Consider the following 24,077-nt stretch of genomic DNA (forward strand, 5'->3'; position numbering starts at 1 on the left):
TTTTCCCACGCACCGCGCGCGGAAACTGTCGATTATACATAGAGTTAGCTGCTCGGTCAAAACCTGCTTGCCAAACCGTCTACCGTCCGGCTTCGCCCTCCCTCGCAGGCGCTCGCAGATGGCATACCTGCGACGCGCGGCGCCCCGCAGACGGCCTTGGCAGGCGCCCCGCGCGCCATGCGGAGCGCATCCACGCCGCAGCCGACGACCCGGAAGCGCCCCGATCGCCTTATAATTCGCGGCACTACCCAATTCAGCCATCATGTCGTCGACTGCCACCACCTCCCCCAACGTCGCCAGCCTGCTTGCTCCAATCGCCGAAGACATGCAGCAGGTCAATCGCGTCATCCGGCAACGTCTTGCGTCGGACGTGATGTTGATCAATCAGATTTCCGAGTACATCATCAGCGCCGGCGGCAAGCGGCTGCGGCCCGCGCTGCTGTTGCTGGTGGCGGGCGCGCTCGGCGATACGACGGGGCACCGGCACGAGCTGGCAGCGGTCGTCGAATTCATCCACACGGCCACGCTGCTGCATGACGACGTGGTCGACGAGTCCGACCTGAGGCGCGGCCGCCAGACCGCCAATGCGCTGTTCGGCAACGCGGCGAGCGTGCTGGTCGGTGACTTTCTTTACTCACGGTCGTTCCAGATGATGGTCGGCGTGGGCAAGATGCGCGTGATGGAAATTCTGTCGGAAGCGACCAACATCATCTCTGAAGGCGAAGTGCTGCAGTTGTTGAACATGCACGATGCCGACGTCGACGAAGCCCGTTACATGCAGGTGATCCGCTACAAGACCGCAAAGTTGTTCGAGGCGGCCGCCCAGCTCGGCGCGGTGCTGGCCGGCGCGGACGCGAAAACCGAAGCCGCCGCCGCCGAGTACGGTCGTCGCATCGGCACCGCGTTCCAGATCATGGACGACTGGCTCGACTACACGGGGACGGCCGAGTCGATGGGCAAGAACGCCGGCGACGATCTGCGCGAAGGCAAACCGACGCTTCCGCTCATCTATCTGATCGAACGCGGCACGCCCGAGCAGTCGGCGCTTGCGCGCGAAGCCATCGAGCAAGGTGGCACCGACCGTTTCGATACCATTTTCGACGCGATCACGCGCTCGGGCGCGCTGGATCACACGCTCGAGTGCGCGAAACAGGAGGCGCATGCAGCCGCGGCAGCAATATCGTCATTTCCCCATTCCATTTTCAAGGAGAGCCTGCTAGAATTATGCTCTTACTCGACGGCAAGACAGTCTTGAACGAGACTGAAACACCGAATTAGTCTGAATCGAGTCAGCAGTACCCAATCGGGGTGTAGCTTAGCCTGGTAGAGCGCTACGTTCGGGACGTAGAGGCCGGAGGTTCGAATCCTCTCACCCCGACCAATTTAAGTTGTTGATTGGTCAGTCTTTCCCGCCAATCCCAAGCCTGACAAGCCTGTTGCTCCATGTGGGTGCTACACACAGGCACTCCACATGTGCACACATCTGAATGAACGCAACGGACGTTACGAGTTCCGTCGCCGCGTTCCAAAAGAACTCCAAGCAGTCATCCGCAAGACCGAGCTTTACAAGGGCTTCGGGCGCATCAAGCGCGCCGAGGCCGTTCGTCTATGTCGCGCCGAAAGCCTGCGCTCGGACGAACTGTTCGCGGAGCTTCGCGCCGATCTGGCACGCGCCGCCACGCCCACCCCGGCCATCAGCGATCCCATCTCAGTCAAGGTCCGCTCCATCATCAATGCGGCACAGTCCGACGCCAACGCCAAGCGCGCCGGGTTGGAAGACGCTGAACGCGACCGGTTGGAGTCGGATGAGTGGTATCAGTCGATAGTCAGTCACGCCCGCGACGAAGGACTAGACGAAGACGAGGCTCTGGAGTTCGACCGCGATGTTGAACGGCGTATGCAGATAGAGCGTGCAGCCAAGCGCCTCCTAAAGGACGAGGAAGCAGAGCGCAAGCCGCCGCAGCTTCAGCGCGCCGCCCAGCCACCTGTCACCGGCAAGCCAACGCTGTACTTCACGGACCTGATCGACGCATGGGACAGGGAGCGCAAGAAGCCACAGCGTACGCTCGACAAGGCGGCCCGTGCTGTACGCCGTTTCCGCGAACTTGTCGGCCTCATGCCGATCCGGGACATCCAGCGCAGTCACATCATCGCCTTCAAGGATGCGCTGCTCTCGTCCGGGCAAACAGGGGTCAACACGAACAAGCAGATCGAGCAACTTTCCATCCTGCTCAACTTCGCCTGTAAGAATGATCGGCTCACTACGAATGTCGCCAAGGGCATCCGCGCTGCTGTCCGAAAGGCGGGTAAGCCCGTCATCTCATTCAGCGAGGACGCCTTGCAGGCGATCTTCTCCAGCCCGGTGTACTCGGAGAACACGCGTCCGGCTGGCGGCGCGGGCGAAGCTGCGTACTGGCTCCCGCTGCTAGCACTATTCACCGGCGCACGACTTGAAGAGTTGTGCCAGCTAGCACCGGACGACATCCGCGAAGAGGCATACATCGACGCTGACGACACCCGGAAGACGGCATGGTGCCTCCGGCTCGTCCATAACGATGAGCGTGGACAAGCGGTGAAGAACGCGGGCAGCGTGCGGCGCATCCCGTTGCACCCGGACCTGATCGCCCTCGGCTTCGTTGCGTACGCACATAGCCATAAGGGCAAGCCGCGCATCTTCCCTGCCCTCAAGCCGAACTCGTACGGCGAGGAATCCGGTAACTGGTCGAAGTGGTTCGGGAAGTACCTGCGCGGGCCGTGCGGTGTTACCGACAAGCGCATGGTGTTCTACTCGTTCCGCCATACCTTCAAGGATACCTGCCGCGAGCGCAGCATCGGCAAGGACGTAGCGGACGCCATGCAAGGCCACGATGACGGCGACGCGTCCAGCGGCTACGGCAGCGAGTTCTACCCGCTCCGCCCGCTTGTCGAAGCGCTGTCCCTGTTCCGCATCCACGGTCTGACCGTTCCGGGCGTGCCCGCAACGCCACCGCTCGCCCTACAGTGTTAGCCACTTGGCAACGCGGAAGCAGGCGGCAAAGAAGGCCGCCGCAGCCAAGAACGAGCCGCCCCCGATCAGAAACGGCCCCAACATGCCCCATCGACGCTGACGCTCCTGAATCTCAATCGTTTCGTCGATCATTCGCGAGACCGCTGCGCGCAGCTTCGCGGTGTCCGCTTGGGTATCGGGTATCTCCATGTCGAGCCACCATGTAGGCAGTGAGCAATGCGTCAATTATGCCGGACCTGAGGGCGCCCGGCAGTCCGCCGCTCGCGCACCGCTCAAACTAGCACACACATTGATTAATTCCGCTGTGTGCGCTGCCAGCCGGGGCTTCGGGTAATCGAGAGCGTGTCCCGAAGACACCTTAGAACCTAGTCCACAGAGAACAGCAGCCGCATCAGCACGCCGTCAGGATCAGGCACATCATCGAATCCGGACCAGCCCGCCCACCGCAGCGCCAGAGGCAAACCGGGTGCACCGTTCGTCGCGATCTCGCGCACTTTCTCCAGTGGATCAGGGAACGTCGATAGCCACGCCCCGAAGTCGGGAACGTTAAGCCCGCGCCAGCCGGGAGCCGATACCCTGAGCTTGTCGGACTTCGGCAACCGCCGCGCCGTGACGCCGCCGTGCGTGAACATCTCGAAGCCCTCACCAGTCGCATCCGCGTGCTTCTCGGCTTGCTCAATCGCCCTCATCTCGCGCTTGTTCTCCGCACTCGTTCGAGGCGCTTCGTCACGCTCGACGCGCCAGCGTGTGCCGCCGCCAACCTCCACGCGCTCGAACTTCCAGCCCGGCTTACGGCAGCCGATACAGGAACCGTTCGAGACGCGATAGTGCCAGCCGCCGCATTTTGGGCAGCGCGAGCCGACGAACTTGGACTGCCCTCGCAGCCACGCCTCGAAGCGCCCACTAGAGACGCCGCCCGTGATCTGCCGTGCCCACACCCGCTGGCAACGTGCGCAGCCGCGTACATGCTCGCGGATGCCCTGTCCGGGTGGTGGTGAGGCGAGAGCCGGTGCTGTCCGCGCCTTGCGCTCGGTCGGCAAGTAGCCATTTCGCGGGTTCACGCAGTGCGGTCCCGCTTTCGGCTCGTGCCTCGTTCTACGAAATCCCTTCGGTGGTGCCATCAGTCGCCTCGTCCTTCACATCGTCCGTCGTTAATCCGTCACCGTGCGTCCGCGCACGGGCGCACGCGTGCGTGGCATTCCGGGGCCATCGCCAGCCCCTGTCCTCAGAACGGCAACTCCCCGTCACCGCCAGCACCCGGAGCTATCTCAGTGAGTATGTCGATCGGGTCTTCCGGTTCGCGTTCCGCAGGTGCAGCTTCCGGCTCGTCGCACTCCAGCACCCCTCCGTCCTTCAGCATTCTGTCGAGCTTCCAGCGGTTGTAGTACGCCACATGCCGCCGCCGTTTCTGGTCCGGCGTCCTCTCGACCGTCTTGCGCTCGACTTGCTCCCGCTCTACTTCGGTCGGCTTCGGGCGCTGTCTTGCACCGGCAGGACGGCCCGCACCAGCCCGCTTACCGCCGCGTGGCTTCGCTGGTCTGACAGTCATCCATGTTGGAGTGCTCCCGTACGCAAGCCGCACGAAGTCAATCACATCCGCCTGTAGGGCAGGTGTTTGCCCGTCGAACAGCCGCCGTAGTACGTCCAGCCTGCCCAGTGGGTGCGCGTCATCGTCGGCCGGCGAGGCCGTATCACGAGAAACCGCCGCCGCCAGCCCTGACTTCGGCACGGTGTCGGTGTCTTCGTCCAGCAGCTTCGTTTCCAGTCTGAACGTACCGGGTGGCATGTACAGGTCTCGCATCGTTGGGCCGAACGCCAGCCGCGCAATGCGCCGGATGAACGGCCGGAGCTTCCTCGTTTCCGCAACCCGGATGGCGTCGATCACGTCCGGCCTGTTCCATGGATGCGTATCGTTGAAGTACGTAGACCCGGCCACATGGCAGGCCAGTCGCAGCGCATACAGCGCATCGTCACGGTTATCAATGGCCGGTCGCCGGTAGCCCTTTGGCAACAGCTTGCCCAGTTCTTTCTCGGCCCCGGCAACGATCCCGTCCAGCGTTGGTATCTCCCCAGCTTGCCGATGCGCGGCAGCCGCCTGCGCGTCCGCAGCGGTTCCTCGGCCTCGCCGCTGCCTACGCAGCCGCGCCTCGTGCGCCTTGCGATCCATCGCCGCAGGTAACTCGACGGCCAGCAACCGCGCCTCGTACGCCTTGTAGTCGATCATGTTTATCGGCTCGTGTCTGCGCTGGCAGAGTCGTGCAACATCCCGGCTGCACGCAGGGCGCGTGCGATAGTCGGCCTCGTGGTTTTGAGCGTGTCAGCGATCTGGCTGTACGTCATGCCGCGCTGCTTCAGGTCCACGATCCTGCGGTGCATGTCAGCATCCGCTTTGCGGCCCGCGTAGCCCTTCGTATCCGTCAGCCCTGCGGCATCCCTCTCCCTACGCCGCTCGACGCCCTGCGCGGCCCGCTCACGGCGCACCTCGTAGTCCTCACGTGCTTTGGCAGCAGCAAGTTCAACCATCAGATCACGCAGCGCCGCCTTCGTCGCGTCATGCGCCCAGTCCACTCGTTGCGCTTGCGTTGCCGCCAGAAGCTCGTGAGTCATCGGTACGTACTTCGCTACGATCAACAGCTTCTTAGCCCGAATGCGGTCCTTCAGGGCATCCCAATCCTCCTGCGTCAGACGCGTAAGGCGGTCGATACCCTCGACTAGCAGCACGTCGCCTGCGTGTGCCTCGTCAAGCAAATCATCGAGAGCAGGGCGGTTCAACTTCGTCCCGCTCACGTTCTCAACATAGAACGCCGTCACCTTCGCGCCGTGCTCGGCAGCGAACTTCGCCAAGCTATCGCGTGCGCGCTCCGCATCTTGATCGGCGGTTGATGCCCGCAGGTACGCCCGAATTGCCATGATTTACGGCCTCAGTAACGTTAAGGAGCGTGAATCGTAACCAGTAACGTATGGGCTGTCAATCAGTCTTTTGCGTTACCGATTCGGGTGTCGTCATCCGGTTACGTTACCGCATGCCCTAACGTACCATCAAGAATCTATCTTCCTTGCCGTTAATAGACGAGCCAACACCAAAACATCCACAAAGGCTATGAAGAACTGGTACGCAAACATCACAAAGGGGCAAAAGGTCTTCCTCTATTCGCTTTCCAGCTTTTTGATACTCGTCTATGGAATAGGACTGATCCCGCTGCTAGTGTTGATCTACCTGCAATTGGGCGCGCCGACACCGTCCCAGCAAGACTGAATCGACGGCCCCCTGCTTCGGCAGGGCGGCGTCAGCCCCGAGATGCCAACTGGTTACCCTCTGGACTTCGGCCCGACTCCCGGCAGTTGCGTCGGAATGGTCGCATGGGGACGCTCGGCGCTAGCGGCGCGCTGTAGGGTCCCGCAGAAATCTCCGCCAACTTTCGGTCGGCGTGTTTGACAACATCGTCGTCCACCGGCAAAGATGCGCCCTCTCGAATAAGAACAAGAACCTAGAAGATGCGTTTCGTGTGGAAAATTATTGGCACCCTAATGCTGCTCGGCTCCGTCCTGCTGAATAAGCTGGATTACACGGGCGAACCTGACATGCTGACTTTGCAGCACCGACTTGTTTTGGGACTCTTGGTTGTCGGCATCGGGCTTCTCGTTCTAGGCCGGAAGAAAAGACAAGCGGTCCAATCACGATAAGGCACGAAAACGCGCAATGAGAATGAAACGCTTGCTTCCCGCCCTATTACTCACCACGTCCGCTATTGCAATCGCGCAGAACGCCCCGCTACTCCTGTTCGGCGGACGGGACCATGACGTCTTCCTAGGCTGCCTGACTTGCTCGCAATACGATCAACACTCTGTGCAGAACGAATACGGCCCGCACGGCTCGCCCTACGAATCGACAAGCATTTTCAACCACTACGGGGACTATGGTTCCGCGTACTCCGACGTCAGCCCTTGCAACCGTTTCGCCAACAACCCGCCAGTCATTGTTGACCAAAACGGGAAATTCTATGGGCGACTCACGTTGAACCAAGCCCATGCGCAGGCCAATAACAACGAGAATCTGAATGTTTGGCTCAAGGGCAAGGTATGCGAGTGACGTGCCCGTAACTCGCGGGCCGGCAATTCCCGCGTGCCACTGTCGGTGCACGGCTTCTGCTATTCTGTGGTCTCCGTAGCGCACCGAGTGCTACACAACCGCATCCCACAACGGGCAGCGGCCAGCGTCAGAGCCTTATGGGACGGGGCTCAGAGAGAATCGAATCCTCTCACCCCGACCAGATTCTCCTTGTTAGCTCAAGGTTCAAAACCGCCGCAGTGTTGCTGGGCGGTTTTTTGTTTTGCGCGGCGCTTTTTTCGTTGCTCTCGTGCTGCCCTTCGCCGCTTTCTTTCCTCCGGCTCGCCAGGCACAGCGCGTACGTTGCCACGTTGTCGTCCTAGCGGCGTCAGCCTTCGTCCACACCGGAGCGCGCGGCCCCCTCTGCTATATTCTCTCCATCCTTTCCCTTATTTTTCACGACGCGTGGAACAACTTCCCTTATGGGCGCAGATCGGCGCCGTCCTTCTACTGCTTGTCTGCTCCGCCTTCTTTTCCATTTCCGAGACAGCGATGATGGCGCTCAATCGTCATCGCCTCAAACATCTCGCCAGCAAGAACACGCTCGGCGCAAAGACGACTCAGGGCCTGCTCGCAAAAACCGATCAGCTGCTCGGCGTGATCCTCATCGGCAACAACCTGTTCAACACGATCATTCCGGTACTCACGACATCGCTCGCGCTGCATACGTTCGGCCGCAATAGCCTCGTGCTGTCGATCGCGACCGGTATCGTCGCGTTCCTCATTATCGTGTTCGCGGAGATCACACCGAAGATCGTCGGCGCGACGTTTCCCGAGAAAATCGCGCTGCCCGCGAGCCTGCTGATCGCGCCGTTGATGCGCGTCGCGAGACCACTGATCTGGTTTGTCAACCTGTTCGCGACCGGCATCCTGCGCGTGCTGCACATCAACACGAAGGGCGCGCGCGACCAGCGGCTGTCCACCGAAGAACTGCGCACCATCGTGCTCGAGTCGGGAAGCTTCATGCCCACCAAGCACCGCAGCATCCTGCTGAACCTGTTCGACCTCGAAAACATCTCCGTCGATGACGTGATGATCCCGCGTCGCCGTATCGAGGCCCTCGACTTCGATGCCCCGTTCGAACAGATCCTGCATCAACTGGAGACCTGCTATCACAACAAGCTGATCGTCTACCAAGGCGACATCGACCGCGTGCTCGGTGTGCTGCACGTGCGCAAGACGCTGTCAGCGCTGCACAACCAGGAGCTCGAGCGCGATACCTTGCGCGAGCTGCTCGCCGAGCCGTACTTCGTGCCAAGCGGCACGCCGGTGTTCCAGCAGCTGCAATACTTTCAGGAGAGCCGGCAACGCATCGCGCTGGTCGTCAACGAATACGGCGAACTGCAAGGCCTCGTCACACCGGAAGACATCATCGAGGAACTGATCGGCGAATTCACCACGTCGATTCCGCGTAGCGCCAGCTCGCGCGGTGGCTGGAACGAGGCGGGCGAATGCATCGTCGCGGGAAGCATGCCGTTGCGCGAGCTCAACCGCTGGCTGCAACTCGGGCTACCCACCGATGGCCCCAAAACGCTGAACGGCCTGATTCTCGAAATCCTCGAAGACATCCCCGACGGCGACGTCTGCGTGCACATCGGAGACACCAAGCTCGAAGTGATGCGCAGCGACGATCAGGCGATCCGCACCGTCAAGCTTTTCAAACCGCCGTCGCGCACGAAGGCCGGTAAAGCAAGGTCAGGCTGAACTTCGCGCCGCCGCACGCTGATTTTCGTTCAGCATCGCACAGGCTCGCGAAACACGCCATTAGCCGAATGGCCGAATGGCATTCGGACGCCCGCAACCGGAAGATGAAGCCGTCATGTTCTAAAGGCGGTTCATCACCGGTCTCTCATGCAAACACCTTTTGCCACCGCCGCGGCATTGCCGCGCCCACTCGCTGTCGACGGCGAATCCAGCGCAACGAGTCTGAACGATCCCGACAACGCCCCAGCCGTGCGTCTGTTGACCGACACGTTGCACGAAGCGACGCGGCGCAATGCGTCGGATATCCACATCGAGCCGGCCGAGCATGGCTGGCGTGTGCGCCTGCGCATCGACGGCGTGCTGCATGAAATCCCGCGGCCGCCCGCCCATCTGCGCGACGCGTTCGTCACGCGTGTGAAAGTGCTCGCGCGCATGGACATCGCCGAGCGACGCGTGCCGCAGGACGGCCGGCTACGCCTCGCGACGTCGCCAGGACGGCTCGAGGATTACCGCGTCAATTCGCTGCCGACACTGTTCGGCGAAAAGCTCGTGCTACGACGGCTCGACGCGTTGCCCGCCGATCTTTCGCTCGATTCGCTCGGCCTCGATCCGCGGCAGCGCGAAGCCGTCGACGCCGCGATCCGCGCGCCGCACGGTCTGATGCTCGTCACCGGACCGACGGGCAGCGGCAAGACACTATCGCTGTACTGCTTCCTGAACCTGCTGAACGGCGAGGCACGCAACCTCTGCTCGGTGGAAGACCCAGCCGAGATCCAGCTGGCCGGCATCAACCAGGTCAGCGTGCGCGAAAAAGCCGGACTGACTTTCGCGGTCGCGCTGCGGGCTTTTCTGCGTCAGGACCCGGACGTGATCATGGTTGGCGAAATCCGCGACAACGAAACCGCCGACGTTGCCGTGAAGGCCGCCCAAACCGGTCACCTCGTGCTGTCCACGCTGCATACGAACGACGCGCCCGCGGCCATCGCGCGGCTCATCGACATCGGTGTCGAGCCGTACAACCTTGCCGCCGCGCTGCGCATGGTGACCGCGCAGCGGCTGGTGCGGCGACTGTGCGTCGCATGCCGCGCGCCCGCGCCGCATTCGCCGGCGGCACTCCACGCCGCGGGCTTTGGCGAACATGAGCTCGACGGCTGGCAACCGTATGCGGCGACCGGCTGCGCGGTTTGTCATGGCATCGGCTATCGGGGGCGCGTCGGCATTCATCAGGTGATGCCCGTCTCCGACGCGATGCGTGAGCAGATCGTCGCGAGCGCGGGCGCGCACGAGTTGGCCCGCCTCGCGCAGATGGAACAGGTCGCGACGTTACGCGACGCGGCGCTTGCGCGCGTGCGCGACGGCACCACGAGTCTCGCCGAAGCGCTCGCCGCGACGGAGGTCGCATGAGTACCGCCGCGCTGTCACCAACCCGGTCCGTCTCAGCCGACCTACGCTTCAGATGGCGCGGCGTCGACGCGGACGGCACGCGCCAAAGCGGCACGCTGATCGCGCCCGACGCGAGCGCCGCACGCACGATGCTCAAACGCGACAACCTCTTTATCGTCGAACTCGCAACGCAAGGGCCGGCGCCACGCCCGAAGACGAGCGCGGCCGCTGTCACGCTGTTCACGCGACAACTGTCCAGTCTGCTGCGTGCCGGTTTGGCGCTCGCGCCCGCGCTCGAACTACTCGCGCAGGCGTCGACGTCGGGTCAGCGACAAGGCATGCCGCGCATCGTCGGCACTATCGCGCGCGACATCACCGCCGGCCTGCAGTTTTCGGCGGCCTTGCAGCGGCACCCGGCGCAGTTCAATGCGCTGTATTGCCAGCTCGTCGAGGTGGGCGAAGCGGCGGGCGCGCTCGTCACCGTGCTCGCCCGCCTCGCCGACGATCGCGAACGCGCCGCTGCGCAGCGCGCGAAGGTGCGCGCGGCTCTCACCTATCCAGCCGCGGTCCTGCTGCTCGCGCTCGCGATAACTGCCGCATTGCTGGTGTGGGTCGTGCCGACGTTCAAGCAGATCTTCGATGGCTTCGGCGCGAAGCTGCCCGCGCCGACGCAGTTCGTGCTGGCGCTCTCGGCGGCCGCCGCGCGCTGGAGTGTGCCGCTGTTCATACTGATGCTCGCAATGAGCTCGGCCATCACGCTCGTGCTGCGTCGTTCGGTAAGCGCGCGCATCCGCTTCGCGCGCCTGTCGCTCGACCTGCCGGTGGCCGGCCCACTGCTGCGCACGCTGTGCGCGGCGCGCTGGAGTCGCGCGCTTGGCACCTTGCTGTCCGCCGGCACGCCGCTCGCCGACGCATTCGATTCGCTCACTCAGGCGACCGGCAATGCCTTCTTCGATCGCGCGACGGCAAGCATCGCCATCAGATTGCGGCGCGGCGAACGGCTCGCCGCGGCTATGCTCGCGGCCCGCTGCTTTCCTCCCGAAGTCGTGCAGCCCGTTGCGGTCGCGGAGGAATCCGGCGCGCTCGACAGCATGCTGCTCGATGTCGCGTCGCTTGCGGATCGCCAGGTCGACGACAGGATCGGCACGCTATCGAGCCTGTGTGAACCGCTCGTGATCGTCGTGCTCGGCACCCTGGTCGGCGGCCTCGTCATCGCGATGTATCTTCCCATTATTCAACTCGGCAACGTGGTGTAGCATCGCAGCCGAATCCACTTCGTCACCATGCAGGCTCCTCTTCCGCTCGTGTCACAAACTTCCTCCAGCCTGCTCGCGGGCTTACTGCCGGGCCGCTTTGCCAGCGATATCGGCCTCGCGCTCGCGAGCCTACCCGCCGGCGTGCAGATCGCATTCGCGATCGTGCTTGGCCTCGTGATTGGCAGCTTCCTGAACGTGGTCGTGCATCGATTGCCGATCATGCTCGAGCGTGCATGGCGCGCCGAAATCAGCGAGACCACCGACGTGCCGCCGCCCGACCACGGACTGCCCGCGCGCTACAACCTGTGGGTGCCGCGCAGCGCGTGCCCGCATTGCGGCCATGTGCTGAGCGCGTGGGAAAACTTGCCGGTGCTGAGCTACCTGCTGTTACGCGGCCGTTGTTCCGCGTGCGGCACGCATATCAGCGCACGCTATCCGCTGCTCGAAATCGCGAGCGCCGCTTTCGCGGCAGGCGCACTGATAGCGTTCGGCCCGACGCTGATGGCACTCGCCGCGTTCGGCCTGTGCGCGACGTTGCTCGCGATGAGCGCGATCGACGTCGACACGCATTTGCTGCCCGACTCCTTGACGCTGCCGCTGTTGTGGGCCGGCCTGATCGTCAATTTCAACGGCATGTTCACGAATCTGCATGATGCGGTGCTCGGCGCTATCTTCGGATATCTGGCGTTGTGGGCCGTGCATTGGGCGTTCAAGCTCGTGCGTGGTATCGAAGGCATGGGCTATGGAGACTTCAAGCTGCTCGCCGCGCTCGGCGCGTGGCTCGGCTGGCCCGCGCTGCCGCAGATCGTGCTGGTCGCCGCGGTGGCCGGTGCCGTGATCGGCCTCGCGGCGACGTGGCGCGGCCGAATGCGCTTCGAGGAGCCGCTGCCGTTCGGGCCGTTTCTCGCGGCGGGCGGTGTGTTGACGCTGTTTGCCGGCACGCCGCTTTATCTGGCTCTGGGGGGCTGAACCATGTTCGTTGTGGGACTCACTGGCGGCATCGGCAGCGGCAAATCGACGGTGGCCGATCTGTTCGCCGCGCGCGGCGTGCCGCTCGTCGACACGGACGTGATCGCGCATCGCATCACCGCGCCGCATGGCCTCGCAATGCCGCACATCGCCGCCGCATTCGGCGCGCAATTCGTCGCCGCCGACGGCTCCCTCGATCGCGCGCGCATGCGCACGCTCGTGTTCAGCGACGAGACCGCGCGCAAACGTCTCGAAGGCATCACGCATCCGCTGATTCGCGCGGAAACCGAACGCGAAGAGCGCGAAGCGAAAGGACCGTATGTGATAGTCGTGGTGCCCTTGCTGGTCGAGTCCGGGACCTGGAAGAACCGCGTGAATCGCGTGCTCACCGTCGATTGCAGCGTCGACACGCAGATCGCGCGTGTGGTGAGCCGCAACGGCTTCAGCCGTGAGCAGGTGCTCGCAATCATTGCGCGCCAGGCCACGCGCGAAGCGCGGCTCGCCGCCGCCGACGACGTGATCGTCAATGACAATGCGCCGCTCGAAGAACTCGAGGCGCAGGTGGACGCTCACCATCAAGCCTATCTGTCGCTGGCGAAGGGCGATGCCGAGTTGTAGCGCGCGCAGACGCGTCGTCACCGGCACATTGAACTTTGCGCGCACGCGGGAGCCGAAGCGCTCGTAACACCGGGAACTCACAAAAAAGTTGCGAAAGCGCGCAGAAAAAGTGCGTGATTGCCTGGGTAGTCCCACGGCATTAGAATGTTTTGCATTCCTGTCACCGACCACGCCCGAGGCGAGCCCGCTTGATCCTTTACGAGTACCCCTTCAATGAGCGAATCCGGACGCTGTTGCGGCTCGAAGATCTGTTCGAGCGCTTCACGTTCTTTCTGACTCAGGAAGACGCGCGGGAACATCACGTCGCACTGACAACGCTGTTCGAAATCTCCGAAGTGGCGGGCCGCGCGGATCTGAAATCGGATCTGATGAAAGAGCTCGAGCGGCAGCGGCAAACGCTCGCGCCATTTCGCGGCAATCCGGGCATCGAGCAGAACGCGCTCGAAGCGGTGCTCGGCGAAATCGAGCAGACGCTTGCGGGGCTCACGCAGATGCAAGGCAAGACCGGCCAGCATCTTGCAGACAACGAGTGGCTCGCGAGCATTCGCAGCCGCGCAATCATCCCCGGTGGTACCTGCAAATTCGACCTGCCCTCGTATTACGCGTGGCAACAGTTGCATCCCGATCAGCGTCGCCAGGACATCGCCAAGTGGGTGACACCGCTTTTGCCGCTGCGCGACGCGGCCACCATCGTGCTGCGGCTCGCGCGTGAGTCGGGCCAGGCATCGAAGGTGATGGCGATGCAAGGCAGCTATCAGCAAATGCTGTCGGGCCGCTCGTATCAATTGATGCAGGTTCGCGTCGCTCCCGAATTGCGCGTGATTCCCGAAGCGAGCGCCAACAAGTACATGCTGTGGGTGCGCTTTACGGTGCAGGACGGCGATCTGCGGCCGCGCGCGGTCGACGTCGACGTGCCGTTCCAACTCACGCTCTGCAGCCTGTAATCGCCTGTCAATCACCGCCGCATTGAGCAGCGCACACCGGATTTGACCGAACGCGCCTTTGAACCGGCGCGAAATAGCCCTATATTCGTTACTTGTTCCGTTTGCGATTGACCGTCCGACCGTATGCCTACCGTCGTCAAATGTCCTACCTGCGGTAAAGATGTCCGCTGGACCTCCGAGAGCCGCTTCCGTCCGTTCTGCTCCGAGCGCTGCAAACAGACCGATCTGGGCGCATGGGCCGCCGAAAAATACAGGATTGGCGGCAACGAACAGGAAGGATCTTCGTCCGAAGAGGAAACGCCGCGCGGCGACTACAACCCGCACTGAGCGAGTCAGTAAAAAAGCCACGCGAACCGGCGCTGCCGATACAGCGCCCGCTACCGCGTGGCTTTTTCAATCACTGCCTTCAATCACTTCTTCTCAGCCGCGAGCCACTCCAGCACCGGGATCGTGGCCGGCAGCAACGGCGAGACATCCGCAGGCAAGCTCTGCCAGACGAAGGCCTGGCCTTCACGGCCGTGCGGCTCGCCCGACCACTGCGTCACCTTGCAGAAGAAGAGGCGCACATAGGCGTGCGGATAATCGTGTTCGAGCGTATGCCACAGATGGCTCGCCTCGACCTCGATTCCCAGCTCCTCGTGCAGCTCTCGCGCGAGCGCGGCCTCGACCGATTCGCCCGCTTCGAGCTTGCCGCCCGGAAACTCCCAGTAGCCCTCGTACGGCTTGCCCGTCGGACGCTGCGCGAGCAGATAGCGCCCATCCGGCTGCACCAGCACGCCGACCGCGACTTCGGTGACCGGACGGCCAGCGCCGTTGGCGCCGACGCTATTGCCGACGCCGGCGCTTTTGTCAGCGTCGCTCATGCCGGCGTTTTACGGCCGGACCAGTCGCGCGCGAACTGCCATGCGACCCGTCCCGAGCGCGAGCCACGTTCGAGCGCCCACACGAGCGCATCGCCGCGCGCCGATTCGATCTCGGCGTCGTCGCAACCGAAATGGCGCAGCCAGTGCGCGATGATCGTCAGGTAGTCGTCCTGCTTGAACGGATAGAAGCTGACCCACAGCCCGAAACGCTCGGACAGCGAAATCTTCTCTTCAACCAGTTCACCCGGATGAATCTCGCCGTCCGAAGTGTGCTTGTACGTCTCGTTGTCGCTCATGTACTCGGGCAGCAGATGGCGGCGGTTCGACGTCGCATAGATCAGTACGTTGTCGGACTGCGCGGCCACCGAGCCGTCGAGCGCGACCTTCAGCGCCTTGTAGCCTGACTCGCCTTCTTCGAACGACAGGTCGTCGCAGAACACGACGAAGCGCTCCGGCCGCTTCGCGATCAGATCGACGATGTCGCCGAGGTCGTGCAGATCGTCCTTGTCCACTTCGATCAGGCGCAGGCCGTCTTTCGCATACGCGTTCAGGCACGCCTTGATCAGCGACGACTTGCCGGTACCGCGCGCGCCCGTCAGCAGCACGTTGTTGGCCGGCTGACCGCGCACGAACTGGCGCGTGTTCTGTTCGATCAACCCCTTCTGGCGATCGATGTTCTGCAGGTCGTCGAGCGTGATCGGCGAAATGGCATGCACCGGCTGCAAGTAGCCGCGACCCTGGCGCTTGCGCCAGCGGAAAGCGACCGCGGCCGACCAGTCGATGTCCGGCGCGGCGGGCGGAAGCATCGCTTCCAGGCGGCCGAGCACGGCTTCGGCCCGGTTCAGAAACTGTTCGAGTTTGTCCATGGTGAGTAGGCGGCCCGTGGCCGCGCTTTGAAGCTGATTACGAGCGGTAGTCGGCGTTGATGCTCACGTAGTCGTGCGACAGATCGCAGGTCCAGATCGTGGCTTGCGCATTACCGCGGCCGAGCACGACGCGAATGCCGATCTCGCTTTTTTTCATCACGCGCTGGCCGTCTTCTTCGCGGTAGGCCGGGTTGCGGCCGCCGGCAGTCGCGACCAGCACGTCGTCCAGATACAGATCGATCTTGCCGACGTCGAGATCGTCAACGCCGGCATAGCCGATGGCCGCGAGAATACGGCCGAGGTTCGGGTCCGATGCATAGAAGGCCGTCTTGACGAGCGGCGAGTGGCCGATCGCGTAGGCGATCTGGCGGCATTCGCCGACGCTCGAGCCGCCTTCGACATGCACGGTCATGAATTTGGTCGCGCCCTCGCCGTCGCGCACGATCAGTTGCGCGAGGTTCTGCGCGACCTCGGTCACCGCGTCGCGCAGCGCTGCATAAGCGGGCGAATCGGTGGACGTGATCGCGGGCAGGCTCGATTTGCCCGACGCGATCAGGATGAACGAATCGTTGGTCGACGTATCGCCATCGATCGTGATGCAGTTGAACGAGCGATCCGCGACGTGCTTCACGAGCTCGTCGAGGACCGGCTGCGCGACGGCTGCGTCGAACGCGAGGAAGCCGAGCATGGTCGCCATGTTCGGCTTGATCATGCCGGCGCCCTTGCTGATGCCGGTCAGCGTGACGGTATGACCGCCGATCGTGACCTGGCGCGAGCTCGCCTTCGGCAGCGTGTCGGTCGTCATGATCGACTGCGCCGCGTCGTACCAGTTCGCTTCCTTGCGGTTCGCGAGCGCGGCCGGCAAGCCCGCCTTCAGACGATCGACCGGCAGCGGTTCGAGAATCACGCCCGTCGAGAACGGCAGCACCTGCTCGGGCACGATGTCGGCGAGACGCGCGAGTTCCGCGCAGGTTTCGCGCGTCGCGGCGAGGCCCGGCTCACCGGTGCCCGCGTTCGCGTTGCCGGTGTTGATCACCAGCGCGCGAATCGGCTTGCCGCCCGCGCGCACGCGCTGCAGGTTCTCGCGGCAGACCGTGACGGGCGCCGCGCAGAAGCGGTTCTGCGTGAACACGCCGCCTACCGTCGCGCCTTCGTCGACGGAAATGACGAGCACGTCCTTGCGGTTCGGTTTGCGGATATTCGCTTCCGCCCAGCCTAGCTTGACGCCGGCGACGGGGTGGAGTTGAGCGGGATCGATCGAGGGAAAGTTGACAGCCATGGTCGCGACCTGTCGAAGAAAATGCCGGCGGACGCCGGCATCGGGGAAACGGAACTGATGACCCGGGTGTGTTGCCGGGTCACCCGCGAAATCAAAACGGCCAAACGGCGCTTAAAAACGACACGGCGCGCCCGGAAGCGCGCCGCATCGCCATCAGGCGATCCTGCCGTGGCACTGCTTGTACTTCTTGCCGCTGCCGCACGGGCACGGGTCGTTGCGGCCGACCTTCGGCACGTTGTCGGCATTCATGTGCACGGCCGCCTGCGGCGCTGCGCCGTGGCCGTGGCTCATCGCGTCGCCGATCATCGCGGCGGTGGCCGCTTCGGCCGCGACCGGCGCGGCGGCGCCGGCTTCCGCGAACTCGGCATGACGGAACTCGACGTTCTCCAGATGACCGCCCTGCTCTTCCATCTGCTCCGCGGCCGCTTCGAGCTGCTCCGGCGACTGGATCTGCACGTTCATCACGATGCGCGTGACTTCGAGCTTCACGGCGTCGAGCATCGCGGCGAACAGTTCGAACGCCTCGCGCTTGTATTCCTGCTTCGGGTTCTTCTGCGCATAGCCGCGCAGATGGATGCCCTGACGCAGATGATCGAGCGCGGCCAGATGCTCGCGCCACGCGCGGTCGAGCGTCTGCAGCATGATCGAGCGCTCGAACGCGCTGAACGATTCGCGGCCGACCAGCTGGACCTTCGCCTCGTACCCTTCGTCCGCGGCGGCCTCGACCGCTTCGAGAATCTCTTCCACGCTGATCGAGTTCGACTCGTTGATCATTTCCTGAATCGCGAGGTCGAGCTGCCATTCGTTGCGCAGCACTTCCTCGAGCTCGGGCACGTCCCACTGCTCTTCGATGCTGCCCACCGGCACGAACTGATGCACGATGTCGCCGACCACGCCGTGACGCATCGCGCTGATGGTCTCGGTGATGTCGTTCGCTTCGAGCAGTTCGTTGCGCTGCTGGTAGATCACCTTGCGCTGGTCGTTCGATACGTCGTCGTATTCGAGCAATTGCTTACGAATATCGAAGTTGCGCGCCTCGACCTTGCGTTGCGCCGATTCAATCGAGCGCGACACGATGCCCGCTTCGATCGCCTCGCCTTCCGGCATCTTCAGGCGGTCCATGATCGCGCGCACGCGGTCGCCCGCGAAAATGCGCAGCAGCGGATCTTCCAGCGACAGATAGAAGCGCGACGAACCCGGGTCGCCCTGACGGCCCGCACGGCCGCGCAGCTGGTTGTCGATCCGGCGCGACTCGTGACGCTCGGTGCCGATGATGTGCAGACCGCCTGCGGCCTTCACCTGATCGTGCAGCGTCTGCCATTCGTCGTGCAGCTTCTGGATGCGGCGCTGCTTTTCGTCGGCGGCGAGCGTTTCGTCCTGCTCGATGAACGACGCCTGCTTCTCCGCGTTGCCGCCGAGCACGATGTCCGTACCACGGCCGGCCATGTTGGTCGCGATCGTGACGCGCTGCGGACGGCCCGCTTCGGCGACGATCTCCGCTTCGCGCGCGTGCTGTTTCGCGTTCAGCACTTCGTGCGGCAAGCTGACCTGCTTCAGCAGATGCGACAGCAGCTCCGAGTTCTCGATCGACGTCGTGCCAACCAGCACCGGCTGACCTCGTTCGAAGCACTCGCGAATGTCGCGGATCACCGCGTCGTAGCGTTCCTTCGCGGTCTTGTAGATCTGATCCTGCTTGTCGATCCGCTTCGGCGGACGGTTGGTCGGGATCACGACCGTTTCGAGACCGTAGATCTCGTTGAATTCGTACGCTTCGGTGTCGGCCGTGCCGGTCATGCCGGCCAGCTTCGCGTACATGCGGAAGTAGTTCTGGAACGTGATCGATGCGAGCGTCTGGTTCTCGCTCTGGATCTTCACGTGTTCCTTCGCCTCGACCGCCTGGTGCAGACCGTCAGACCAACGGCGGCCGGCCATCAGACGGCCGGTAAATTCGTCGACGATGATCACTTCGCCGTTCTGCACGACGTAGTGCTGATCCTTGAAGAACAGCGTGTGCGCGCGCAACGCCGCGTACACGTGGTGCATCAGCGTGATGTTCTGCGGCGCGTACAGGCTTTCGCCGTCGCCGATCAGGCCCCACTCGGAGAGCAGGCGCTCGGCCTTTTCGTGGCCCGACTCGGTCAGGAAGACCTGACGGCCTTTTTCGTCCAGCGTGTAGTCGCCCGGCTTCTCGACGCCGGTGCCGTCCGCCTTCTCTTCGCCGATCTGGCGCTCGAGCAGCGGCGGCAACGCGTTCATGCGCACGTAGAGTTCGGTGTGATCTTCGGCCTGGCCGGAGATGATCAGCGGCGTACGCGCTTCGTCGATCAGGATCGAGTCCACCTCGTCGACGACCGCGAAGTTCAGGCTACGCTGCACGCGCGCGTCGGTCTCGTAGACCATGTTGTCGCGCAGGTAGTCGAAGCCGAATTCGTTGTTGGTGCCGTAGGTGATGTCGGCGGCGTAGGCTTGCTGCTTCGCCGTGTGCTCCATCTGCGACAGGTTGATACCGACCGACAGACCGAGGAAGTTGTAGAGACGCGCCATCCATTCGGCGTCGCGCTGCGCGAGGTAGTCGTTGACCGTGACCACGTGGACGCCGCGGCCCGACAGCGCGTTCAGGTAGACCGGCAGCGTCGCGACGAGCGTCTTGCCCTCGCCGGTGCGCATTTCGCTGATCTTGCCGTAGTGCAGCGCCATACCGCCGATCAGCTGCACGTCGAAGTGGCGCATCTTCAGCACCCGCTTGCTGGCCTCGCGGCAGACCGCGAACGCTTCCGGCAGGATCTTGTCGAGCGATTCGCCGCTCGCGACGCGCTGGCGGAATTCACCCGTTTTGGCGCGCAGTTGGTCATCCGTCAATTGCTCGATCTGCGGCTCGAGCGCATTGATCGCCGCGACGGTCTTTTGATATTGCTTGACTAGCCGCTGATTACGGCTGCCAAAAATCTTCTGTAGAAAACCGGTGGTCATCGGATCGGTGTCTGCGTCGCGGCTTCGGCTGGCTCGCGGTATGCACTATGCGCATACCGCGCCTGGGTCGGAAAGTCCTCGGCGGCTTAGTCCAAGAGTGAATTCGAATCGGGCATTTTAGCACGCGCCTCCGGCCGCGCTCGTGTCGCAGGCGTGACGGCGCCGGCCTCCGCCAGCCCCGCCCGGCAACCTCCGGCGCGGCGCGGACCGACTTCGCAAGCTGCCCGCGCGGTACAATCGCGGCGTGAGCGCGCATGGGGCGAGCTCACGTCGTCAATCCCAAACATGAGCCGTTTTTCGTCCTTTTCAAGGCCGCCGAAGCAGTTCGATCGGCGCCGTCCGCAACCGCTTGCCGAGGTACTCGGCCGCACGGACGCGTTCGCTGCGCTGCGCGCAGGCGTCGAGCAGATCGCCGCGCTCGAGAAGGATCTGCGCGAGCTGCTGCCCGATTATCTGGCGACGAGCGTCGAGCCTGGCTTCATCAAGGAGGGCGTGCTGGCCCTGTTCGCCGCGCACAACGCGCTCGCGGCGCGTCTGCGGCATCTGGAGCCGCGGCTGCTGGCGGATTTGCAACAGCGCGGCTGGCCCGTGCAGTCGCTGAAGATTCGCGTGCGGCCGCAGCCGCTGAAAGAACCGCCGCCCGTAAAACAGGCGCGCATGACGCCGGCGGGCGCCGCCGCACTGCAGGCGTTGAGCGAATCGCTCGAGCCTTCGCCGTTGCAGGAGGCGCTCGCGCGCATGGCCGCGCGGCATCGGCGCAATCGCTGAACGCTCGACGAAAAAAAACGGCCCCGAGGGGCCGTTTTTCATTTGCTTGCCTGTTACGCTGGCTTTATGCGAACGCAGTCTGCGTCTCGTACGCGAAGCCGCGCGGGGCCTTCTGCGTGTCGTCGAAAGTGACGATTTCGTACGAGTCTTCGTGCGCGAGCAGCTCACGCAGCAACGCGTTGTTCAGACCGTGGCCCGACTTGTATGCGGTGTACGACGCGAGCAGCGGGTGGCCGACCACGTACAGGTCGCCGATGGCGTCGAGCATTTTGTGCTTGACGAACTCGTCGTCGTAACGCAAGCCGTCGTTGTTCAGGATGCGATACTCGTCGAGCACGATCGCGTTGTCCATGCTGCCGCCGCGCGCGAGGCCGAGCTCACGCATCATTTCCACTTCATGCGCGAAGCCGAACGTGCGGGCACGCGCGATTTCGCGCACGTACGACGTGTTGGCGAAATCCACTTCCAACGCCTGACCGGTTTTGTCCACGGCCGGGTGACGGAAGTCGATCGTGAATTTGAGCTTGAAACCGAAGTACGGATCGAGGCGCGCGAACTTGTCGCCGTCACGGATTTCGACCGGCTTCGTGACCTTGATGAATCTCTTCGGCGCGTTCTGCTCTTCGATACCCGCCGACTGGATCAGGAACACGAACGAACCCGCGCTGCCGTCCATGATCGGGATTTCCTCGGCGGTGACGTCGACGTAAAGATTGTCGATGCCAAGACCGGCACAGGCGGACATCAGATGCTCGATGGTCGACACGCGCGCGCCGTCTTTCTGCAACACGGAAGCCAGACGCGTATCGCCAATCGCCAGCGCCGACGCAGGAATGTCCACCGGCGTGGGCAAATCCACGCGCGAAAACACGATGCCAGTGCCCGGCGCCGCCGGGCGGAGCGTCAGATTGACTTTACGGCCGGAGTGCAGCCCGATGCCGACAGTCTTGACGATCGATTTAATTGTGCGCTGCTTCAACATGGTGGCATTCTGTTCGATTGAAAATCCTAATCAGGATTTTTTATTTCATAGCGCGAATTATACTCCAATCCCCAGACCAGCGTCTTTGCGGGGAACGTGACAATCTGTTTCGCTGCATTACCCACTGGGCTCCCCGACGGAAAGCGTGACGGGCCGATGCCCCGGAACGGAGGCGTTTCCGGTCATCGGCCCGCGTAACGGCCTGTCACAAAAGCGTCGTAATCACCGTTGCCGTAACGCCACGCGGCATAAGCGCAGGGTCGCGACGAAGGTGCGACGTCAGCAACTAGCTCAACGTGGCGAGAATACTCGCTGCATCGCTGACTTCGAATTTGCCGGAAGCCTCGACGTTCAGCGTCTTGACCACGCCGTCGTCGATCACCATCGCGTAGCGCAGGGAACGGATCCCCATGCCGCGCGCCGACAGATCCTGCTCCAGACCAAGCGCCCGTGTGAAAGCCGCACTACCGTCCGCCATCATGCGCACCTTGCCCGAGGTGTGCTGATCGCGTCCCCACGCGCCCATGACGAACGCGTCGTTGACGGACACGCACCAGATTTCGTCGATGCCGGCAGCGCGCAACTGCTCGGCATGCTCGACATAGCCCGGTACATGTTTGGCCGAACAGGTCGGCGTGAACGCGCCGGGCAATCCGAAGATCACCACGCGCTTGCCCGCCGTCTGCTCGTGCACGTCGAAACTGTTCGGTCCGATCGTGCAGCCCGCCCGCTCGTCTTCGACGTACTCGAAGAGCGTCGCGTCGGGCAGCTTTTCACCTTCCTTGATCATGCTCAGTCCTTTGCATCGATGCGAAGCACGCTCGCACGTCCTCGTGTCGCAGTGAATTTCGGTTCGGCCCATTCAACTATAAGCCAACGCCGTTCGGCGGCAGCCACTTCGTCCGCTTCGCGAATCCGCAGAGGGCAGTTGCCCCTGCCGCGAATCAGACGATAAGCGACCTGCTTGCCGTTCACCCGCCACGCTCGTGCGTTCGTCCGCCAGCGCTGCATCTGCGACCTTACTCGCAACGCGGCAACGAAGCCTGCCCGTGCGCTCAGTCCGCCTGCTTGCGCAGGAATGCCGGAATGTCGTACGTATCGACGCCCTTTTCCTGCAGCGCCTGCACGTGCGAGGCCGCCGTGTCGCGCGAGGTGCGCCACACTGCCGGCGTATCGAGCGCGCCGTAGTCGGCCGTGCTGGCGTGGCCTGCCGCCGGTGCGTACGCCGCATGCGCCATCGCGCCGATCGGCTGGTTGTCGGTGCCGGTGCGCAGCAGCGTCATCGGTGCAGATTGCTGCTTCTTCGCCGCGCGGCCGAGGCCCGTCGCGACGACCGTCACGCGCAGCGCGTCGCCCATCGCGTCGTCGTACACGGCGCCGAAGATCACCGTGGCATCTTCCGCGGCATAGCTCTTGATCGTGTTCATCACTTCGCGCGTTTCCGACAGACGCAGCGAACGGCTCGACGTGATGTTGACCAGCACGCCGCGCGCGCCCGACAGATCGACGCCTTCCAGCAGCGGGCTCGCGACGGCCTGTTCGGCCGCGAGACGCGCGCGATCGACGCCGGCAACCGTCGCCGTGCCCATCATCGCCTTGCCCTGCTCGCCCATCACGGTCTTCACGTCTTCGAAGTCGACGTTGACGAGACCGTCGACGTTGATGATTTCCGCAATGCCCGCGACCGCATTGTTCAGAACGTCGTCAGCGCACTGGAAGCACTTGTCCATCTCGGCGTCGTCGCCCATCACCTCGAACAGCTTGTCGTTCAGCACGACGATCAGCGAGTCGACGTGATCCTCCAGTTGCTGCGAACCGGCTTCCGCCACGCGCATACGCTTGCCGCCTTCGAATTCGAACGGCTTGCTGACGACGCCAACGGTCAAAATACCCATTTCCTTCGCGATCTGCGCGACGACCGGTGCCGCGCCCGTGCCGGTACCGCCACCCATGCCGGCGGTGATGAACACCATGTGCGCGCCGCGCAGTGCGTCGGCGATACGCTCGCGTGCTTCCTCAGCGGCGGCGTGGCCCATTTCCGGCTTGGCGCCCGCGCCCAGACCCGTGTTGCCGAGCTGGATCACCGCGGTGGCACGCGAACGCGACAGCGCCTGCGCGTCCGTGTTCATCACGATGAAGTCGACGCCTTGCACGCCTTTGTTGATCATGTGCTGAACGGCATTGCCGCCAGCGCCACCGACTCCGACGACCTTGATGATCGTGCCGCTCGTTTCGGTTTCCAGCATCTGGAATTCCATGTTGCCTCCGTCAAGATAAAAAGTTACCGCCACTCGGCGTTATCCGGCAGGAGATCGGGCAACCCCCTGTCGCGCGCCGGCCGCCGGCACCAGCGCGAATTT

23 protein-coding genes and 1 tRNA gene are annotated in these 24,077 nt (G+C 63.4%); 12 read left to right on the forward strand and 12 right to left on the reverse strand.

Going from position 1 to position 24,077, the window contains the following annotated elements; translation table 11 throughout:
- The first annotated feature begins 262 nt into the window (after positions 1-262).
- The 3 genes from OKW37_RS20985 (at position 263) to OKW37_RS20995 (ending at position 3,007) form a co-directional block, all read left to right on the forward strand.
- Positions 263-1,255 (forward strand): polyprenyl synthetase family protein, encoded by a 993-nt coding sequence (locus OKW37_RS20985; protein WP_184058549.1) that lies wholly within the window; start codon positions 263-265, stop codon positions 1,253-1,255.
- 49 nt (positions 1,256-1,304) lie between these two features.
- Positions 1,305-1,381 (forward strand) — tRNA-Pro (locus OKW37_RS20990).
- A gap of 90 nt (positions 1,382-1,471) precedes the next feature.
- Positions 1,472-3,007, forward strand: coding sequence for a DUF6538 domain-containing protein (locus tag OKW37_RS20995; protein WP_429408268.1), 1,536 nt, complete (start codon positions 1,472-1,474; stop codon positions 3,005-3,007).
- On the opposite strand, the gene OKW37_RS21000 is transcribed toward OKW37_RS20995, so the two are convergent.
- From OKW37_RS21000 to OKW37_RS21015, 4 genes are all read right to left on the reverse strand, one after another.
- Positions 2,996-3,196 carry a hypothetical protein gene (locus tag OKW37_RS21000; RefSeq protein ID WP_429408267.1) on the reverse strand — a complete coding sequence of 67 codons (201 nt, stop codon included), beginning with the start codon at positions 3,194-3,196 and terminating at the stop codon, positions 2,996-2,998. The two genes, OKW37_RS20995 and OKW37_RS21000, sit on opposite strands and share 12 nt — an antisense overlap.
- A gap of 176 nt (positions 3,197-3,372) precedes the next feature.
- Positions 3,373-4,068 (reverse strand): hypothetical protein, encoded by a 696-nt coding sequence (locus OKW37_RS21005; RefSeq protein WP_429408265.1) that lies wholly within the window; start codon positions 4,066-4,068, stop codon positions 3,373-3,375.
- 164 nt (positions 4,069-4,232) lie between these two features.
- Positions 4,233-5,231, reverse strand: coding sequence for a hypothetical protein (locus OKW37_RS21010; RefSeq protein WP_429408263.1), 999 nt, complete (start codon positions 5,229-5,231; stop codon positions 4,233-4,235).
- A gap of 2 nt (positions 5,232-5,233) precedes the next feature.
- On the reverse strand, positions 5,234-5,917 hold the full coding sequence (locus OKW37_RS21015) for a recombinase family protein (protein ID WP_429408261.1): 684 nt from the start codon (positions 5,915-5,917) through the stop codon (positions 5,234-5,236).
- A gap of 796 nt (positions 5,918-6,713) precedes the next feature.
- Here OKW37_RS21015 and OKW37_RS21020 point away from each other — a divergent pair.
- Positions 6,714-7,097 (forward strand): hypothetical protein, encoded by a 384-nt coding sequence (locus OKW37_RS21020; RefSeq protein WP_429408259.1) that lies wholly within the window; start codon positions 6,714-6,716, stop codon positions 7,095-7,097.
- A 197-nt stretch (positions 7,098-7,294) separates the two neighbouring features.
- On the opposite strand, the gene OKW37_RS21025 is transcribed toward OKW37_RS21020, so the two are convergent.
- Positions 7,295-7,408, reverse strand: a complete 114-nt coding sequence (locus OKW37_RS21025; RefSeq protein WP_409259250.1) for a hypothetical protein — start codon at positions 7,406-7,408, stop codon at positions 7,295-7,297.
- Positions 7,409-7,520: 112 nt separating this feature from the next.
- Here OKW37_RS21025 and OKW37_RS21030 point away from each other — a divergent pair, with 112 nt between their 5' ends.
- The 7 genes from OKW37_RS21030 (at position 7,521) to OKW37_RS21060 (ending at position 14,316) form a co-directional block, all read left to right on the forward strand.
- On the forward strand, positions 7,521-8,819 hold the full coding sequence (locus tag OKW37_RS21030) for an HlyC/CorC family transporter (RefSeq protein WP_090801938.1): 1,299 nt from the start codon (positions 7,521-7,523) through the stop codon (positions 8,817-8,819).
- Between the two features lie 147 nt (positions 8,820-8,966).
- A complete protein-coding gene (locus OKW37_RS21035; protein WP_184051022.1) occupies positions 8,967-10,223 on the forward strand; it encodes a GspE/PulE family protein in 1,257 nt (418 codons plus the stop codon).
- On the forward strand, positions 10,220-11,458 hold the full coding sequence (locus OKW37_RS21040) for a type II secretion system F family protein (RefSeq protein ID WP_429408257.1): 1,239 nt from the start codon (positions 10,220-10,222) through the stop codon (positions 11,456-11,458). The genes OKW37_RS21035 and OKW37_RS21040 overlap by 4 nt, the downstream gene beginning before the upstream one ends.
- Before the next feature lie 27 nt (positions 11,459-11,485).
- Entirely contained in the window at positions 11,486-12,427 is a 942-nt protein-coding gene (locus OKW37_RS21045; RefSeq protein WP_184058556.1) for a prepilin peptidase, read from the forward strand.
- A gap of 3 nt (positions 12,428-12,430) precedes the next feature.
- A complete protein-coding gene (coaE, locus tag OKW37_RS21050) occupies positions 12,431-13,045 on the forward strand; it encodes a dephospho-CoA kinase (RefSeq protein ID WP_429335348.1) in 615 nt (204 codons plus the stop codon).
- Between the two features lie 188 nt (positions 13,046-13,233).
- The gene (gene zapD, locus OKW37_RS21055) at positions 13,234-13,989 is read left to right on the forward strand and encodes a cell division protein ZapD (protein ID WP_008921182.1); all 756 of its coding nucleotides are present in this window, start codon (positions 13,234-13,236) and stop codon (positions 13,987-13,989) included.
- A gap of 123 nt (positions 13,990-14,112) precedes the next feature.
- Positions 14,113-14,316, forward strand: coding sequence for a DNA gyrase inhibitor YacG (locus OKW37_RS21060; protein ID WP_084754177.1), 204 nt, complete (start codon positions 14,113-14,115; stop codon positions 14,314-14,316).
- An 83-nt stretch (positions 14,317-14,399) separates the two neighbouring features.
- On the opposite strand, the gene OKW37_RS21065 is transcribed toward OKW37_RS21060, so the two are convergent.
- The 4 genes from OKW37_RS21065 to secA all read right to left on the reverse strand — a co-directional run bounded on the left by OKW37_RS21065 (position 14,400) and on the right by secA (position 19,967).
- A complete protein-coding gene (locus tag OKW37_RS21065) occupies positions 14,400-14,852 on the reverse strand; it encodes an NUDIX domain-containing protein (RefSeq protein ID WP_184058560.1) in 453 nt (150 codons plus the stop codon).
- The gene (locus OKW37_RS21070; RefSeq protein ID WP_090801949.1) at positions 14,849-15,718 is read right to left on the reverse strand and encodes an ATP-binding protein; all 870 of its coding nucleotides are present in this window, start codon (positions 15,716-15,718) and stop codon (positions 14,849-14,851) included. The genes OKW37_RS21065 and OKW37_RS21070 overlap by 4 nt, the downstream gene beginning before the upstream one ends.
- Positions 15,719-15,755: 37 nt before the next feature.
- A complete protein-coding gene (argJ, locus tag OKW37_RS21075; protein WP_429408254.1) occupies positions 15,756-16,997 on the reverse strand; it encodes a bifunctional glutamate N-acetyltransferase/amino-acid acetyltransferase ArgJ in 1,242 nt (413 codons plus the stop codon).
- 153 nt (positions 16,998-17,150) lie between these two features.
- Complete coding sequence (gene secA, locus OKW37_RS21080) at positions 17,151-19,967, reverse strand: preprotein translocase subunit SecA (protein WP_429408252.1); 2,817 nt, start codon at positions 19,965-19,967, stop codon at positions 17,151-17,153.
- Between the two features lie 285 nt (positions 19,968-20,252).
- On the opposite strand from secA, the gene OKW37_RS21085 reads away from it, so the two are divergent.
- Positions 20,253-20,735, forward strand: a complete 483-nt coding sequence (locus OKW37_RS21085; RefSeq protein WP_187610014.1) for a DciA family protein — start codon at positions 20,253-20,255, stop codon at positions 20,733-20,735.
- Positions 20,736-20,799: 64 nt separating this feature from the next.
- On the opposite strand, the gene lpxC is transcribed toward OKW37_RS21085, so the two are convergent.
- The 3 genes from lpxC to ftsZ form a co-directional block, all read right to left on the reverse strand.
- Positions 20,800-21,717 carry a UDP-3-O-acyl-N-acetylglucosamine deacetylase gene (gene lpxC / locus OKW37_RS21090; protein WP_429408250.1) on the reverse strand — a complete coding sequence of 306 codons (918 nt, stop codon included), beginning with the start codon at positions 21,715-21,717 and terminating at the stop codon, positions 20,800-20,802.
- 286 nt (positions 21,718-22,003) lie between these two features.
- A complete protein-coding gene (locus tag OKW37_RS21095; protein WP_429408248.1) occupies positions 22,004-22,507 on the reverse strand; it encodes a peroxiredoxin in 504 nt (167 codons plus the stop codon).
- Between the two features lie 265 nt (positions 22,508-22,772).
- On the reverse strand, positions 22,773-23,975 hold the full coding sequence (gene ftsZ, locus OKW37_RS21100; protein ID WP_184058571.1) for a cell division protein FtsZ: 1,203 nt from the start codon (positions 23,973-23,975) through the stop codon (positions 22,773-22,775).
- Positions 23,976-24,077: the final 102 nt, after the last annotated feature.

The organism is Paraburkholderia sp. MM5482-R2, assembly GCF_050436125.1.
Lineage (GTDB): Bacteria > Pseudomonadota > Gammaproteobacteria > Burkholderiales > Burkholderiaceae > Paraburkholderia > Paraburkholderia tuberum.

Bases quoted from the DNA above. Each gene is read 5' to 3' on its own strand.
- OKW37_RS21070 (WP_090801949.1), bottom strand. From the start codon at position 15,718: ATGGACAAACTCGAACAGTTTCTGAACCGGGCCGAAGCCGTGCTCGGC.
- OKW37_RS21045 (WP_184058556.1), top strand. From the start codon at position 11,486: ATGCAGGCTCCTCTTCCGCTCGTGTCACAAACTTCCTCCAGCCTGCTC.
- OKW37_RS20985 (WP_184058549.1), top strand. From the start codon at position 263: ATGTCGTCGACTGCCACCACCTCCCCCAACGTCGCCAGCCTGCTTGCT.
- OKW37_RS21065 (WP_184058560.1), bottom strand. From the start codon at position 14,852: ATGAGCGACGCTGACAAAAGCGCCGGCGTCGGCAATAGCGTCGGCGCC.
- OKW37_RS21010 (WP_429408263.1), bottom strand. From the start codon at position 5,231: ATGATCGACTACAAGGCGTACGAGGCGCGGTTGCTGGCCGTCGAGTTA.
- OKW37_RS20995 (WP_429408268.1), top strand. From the start codon at position 1,472: ATGTGCACACATCTGAATGAACGCAACGGACGTTACGAGTTCCGTCGC.
- secA (WP_429408252.1), bottom strand. From the start codon at position 19,967: ATGACCACCGGTTTTCTACAGAAGATTTTTGGCAGCCGTAATCAGCGG.
- OKW37_RS21085 (WP_187610014.1), top strand. From the start codon at position 20,253: ATGAGCCGTTTTTCGTCCTTTTCAAGGCCGCCGAAGCAGTTCGATCGG.
- OKW37_RS21040 (WP_429408257.1), top strand. From the start codon at position 10,220: ATGAGTACCGCCGCGCTGTCACCAACCCGGTCCGTCTCAGCCGACCTA.
- OKW37_RS21000 (WP_429408267.1), bottom strand. From the start codon at position 3,196: ATGGAGATACCCGATACCCAAGCGGACACCGCGAAGCTGCGCGCAGCG.
- OKW37_RS21035 (WP_184051022.1), top strand. From the start codon at position 8,967: ATGCAAACACCTTTTGCCACCGCCGCGGCATTGCCGCGCCCACTCGCT.
- OKW37_RS21015 (WP_429408261.1), bottom strand. From the start codon at position 5,917: ATGGCAATTCGGGCGTACCTGCGGGCATCAACCGCCGATCAAGATGCG.
- OKW37_RS21020 (WP_429408259.1), top strand. From the start codon at position 6,714: ATGAAACGCTTGCTTCCCGCCCTATTACTCACCACGTCCGCTATTGCA.
- lpxC (WP_429408250.1), bottom strand. From the start codon at position 21,717: ATGTTGAAGCAGCGCACAATTAAATCGATCGTCAAGACTGTCGGCATC.
- OKW37_RS21060 (WP_084754177.1), top strand. From the start codon at position 14,113: ATGCCTACCGTCGTCAAATGTCCTACCTGCGGTAAAGATGTCCGCTGG.
- coaE (WP_429335348.1), top strand. From the start codon at position 12,431: ATGTTCGTTGTGGGACTCACTGGCGGCATCGGCAGCGGCAAATCGACG.
- OKW37_RS21095 (WP_429408248.1), bottom strand. From the start codon at position 22,507: ATGATCAAGGAAGGTGAAAAGCTGCCCGACGCGACGCTCTTCGAGTAC.
- ftsZ (WP_184058571.1), bottom strand. From the start codon at position 23,975: ATGGAATTCCAGATGCTGGAAACCGAAACGAGCGGCACGATCATCAAG.
- argJ (WP_429408254.1), bottom strand. From the start codon at position 16,997: ATGGCTGTCAACTTTCCCTCGATCGATCCCGCTCAACTCCACCCCGTC.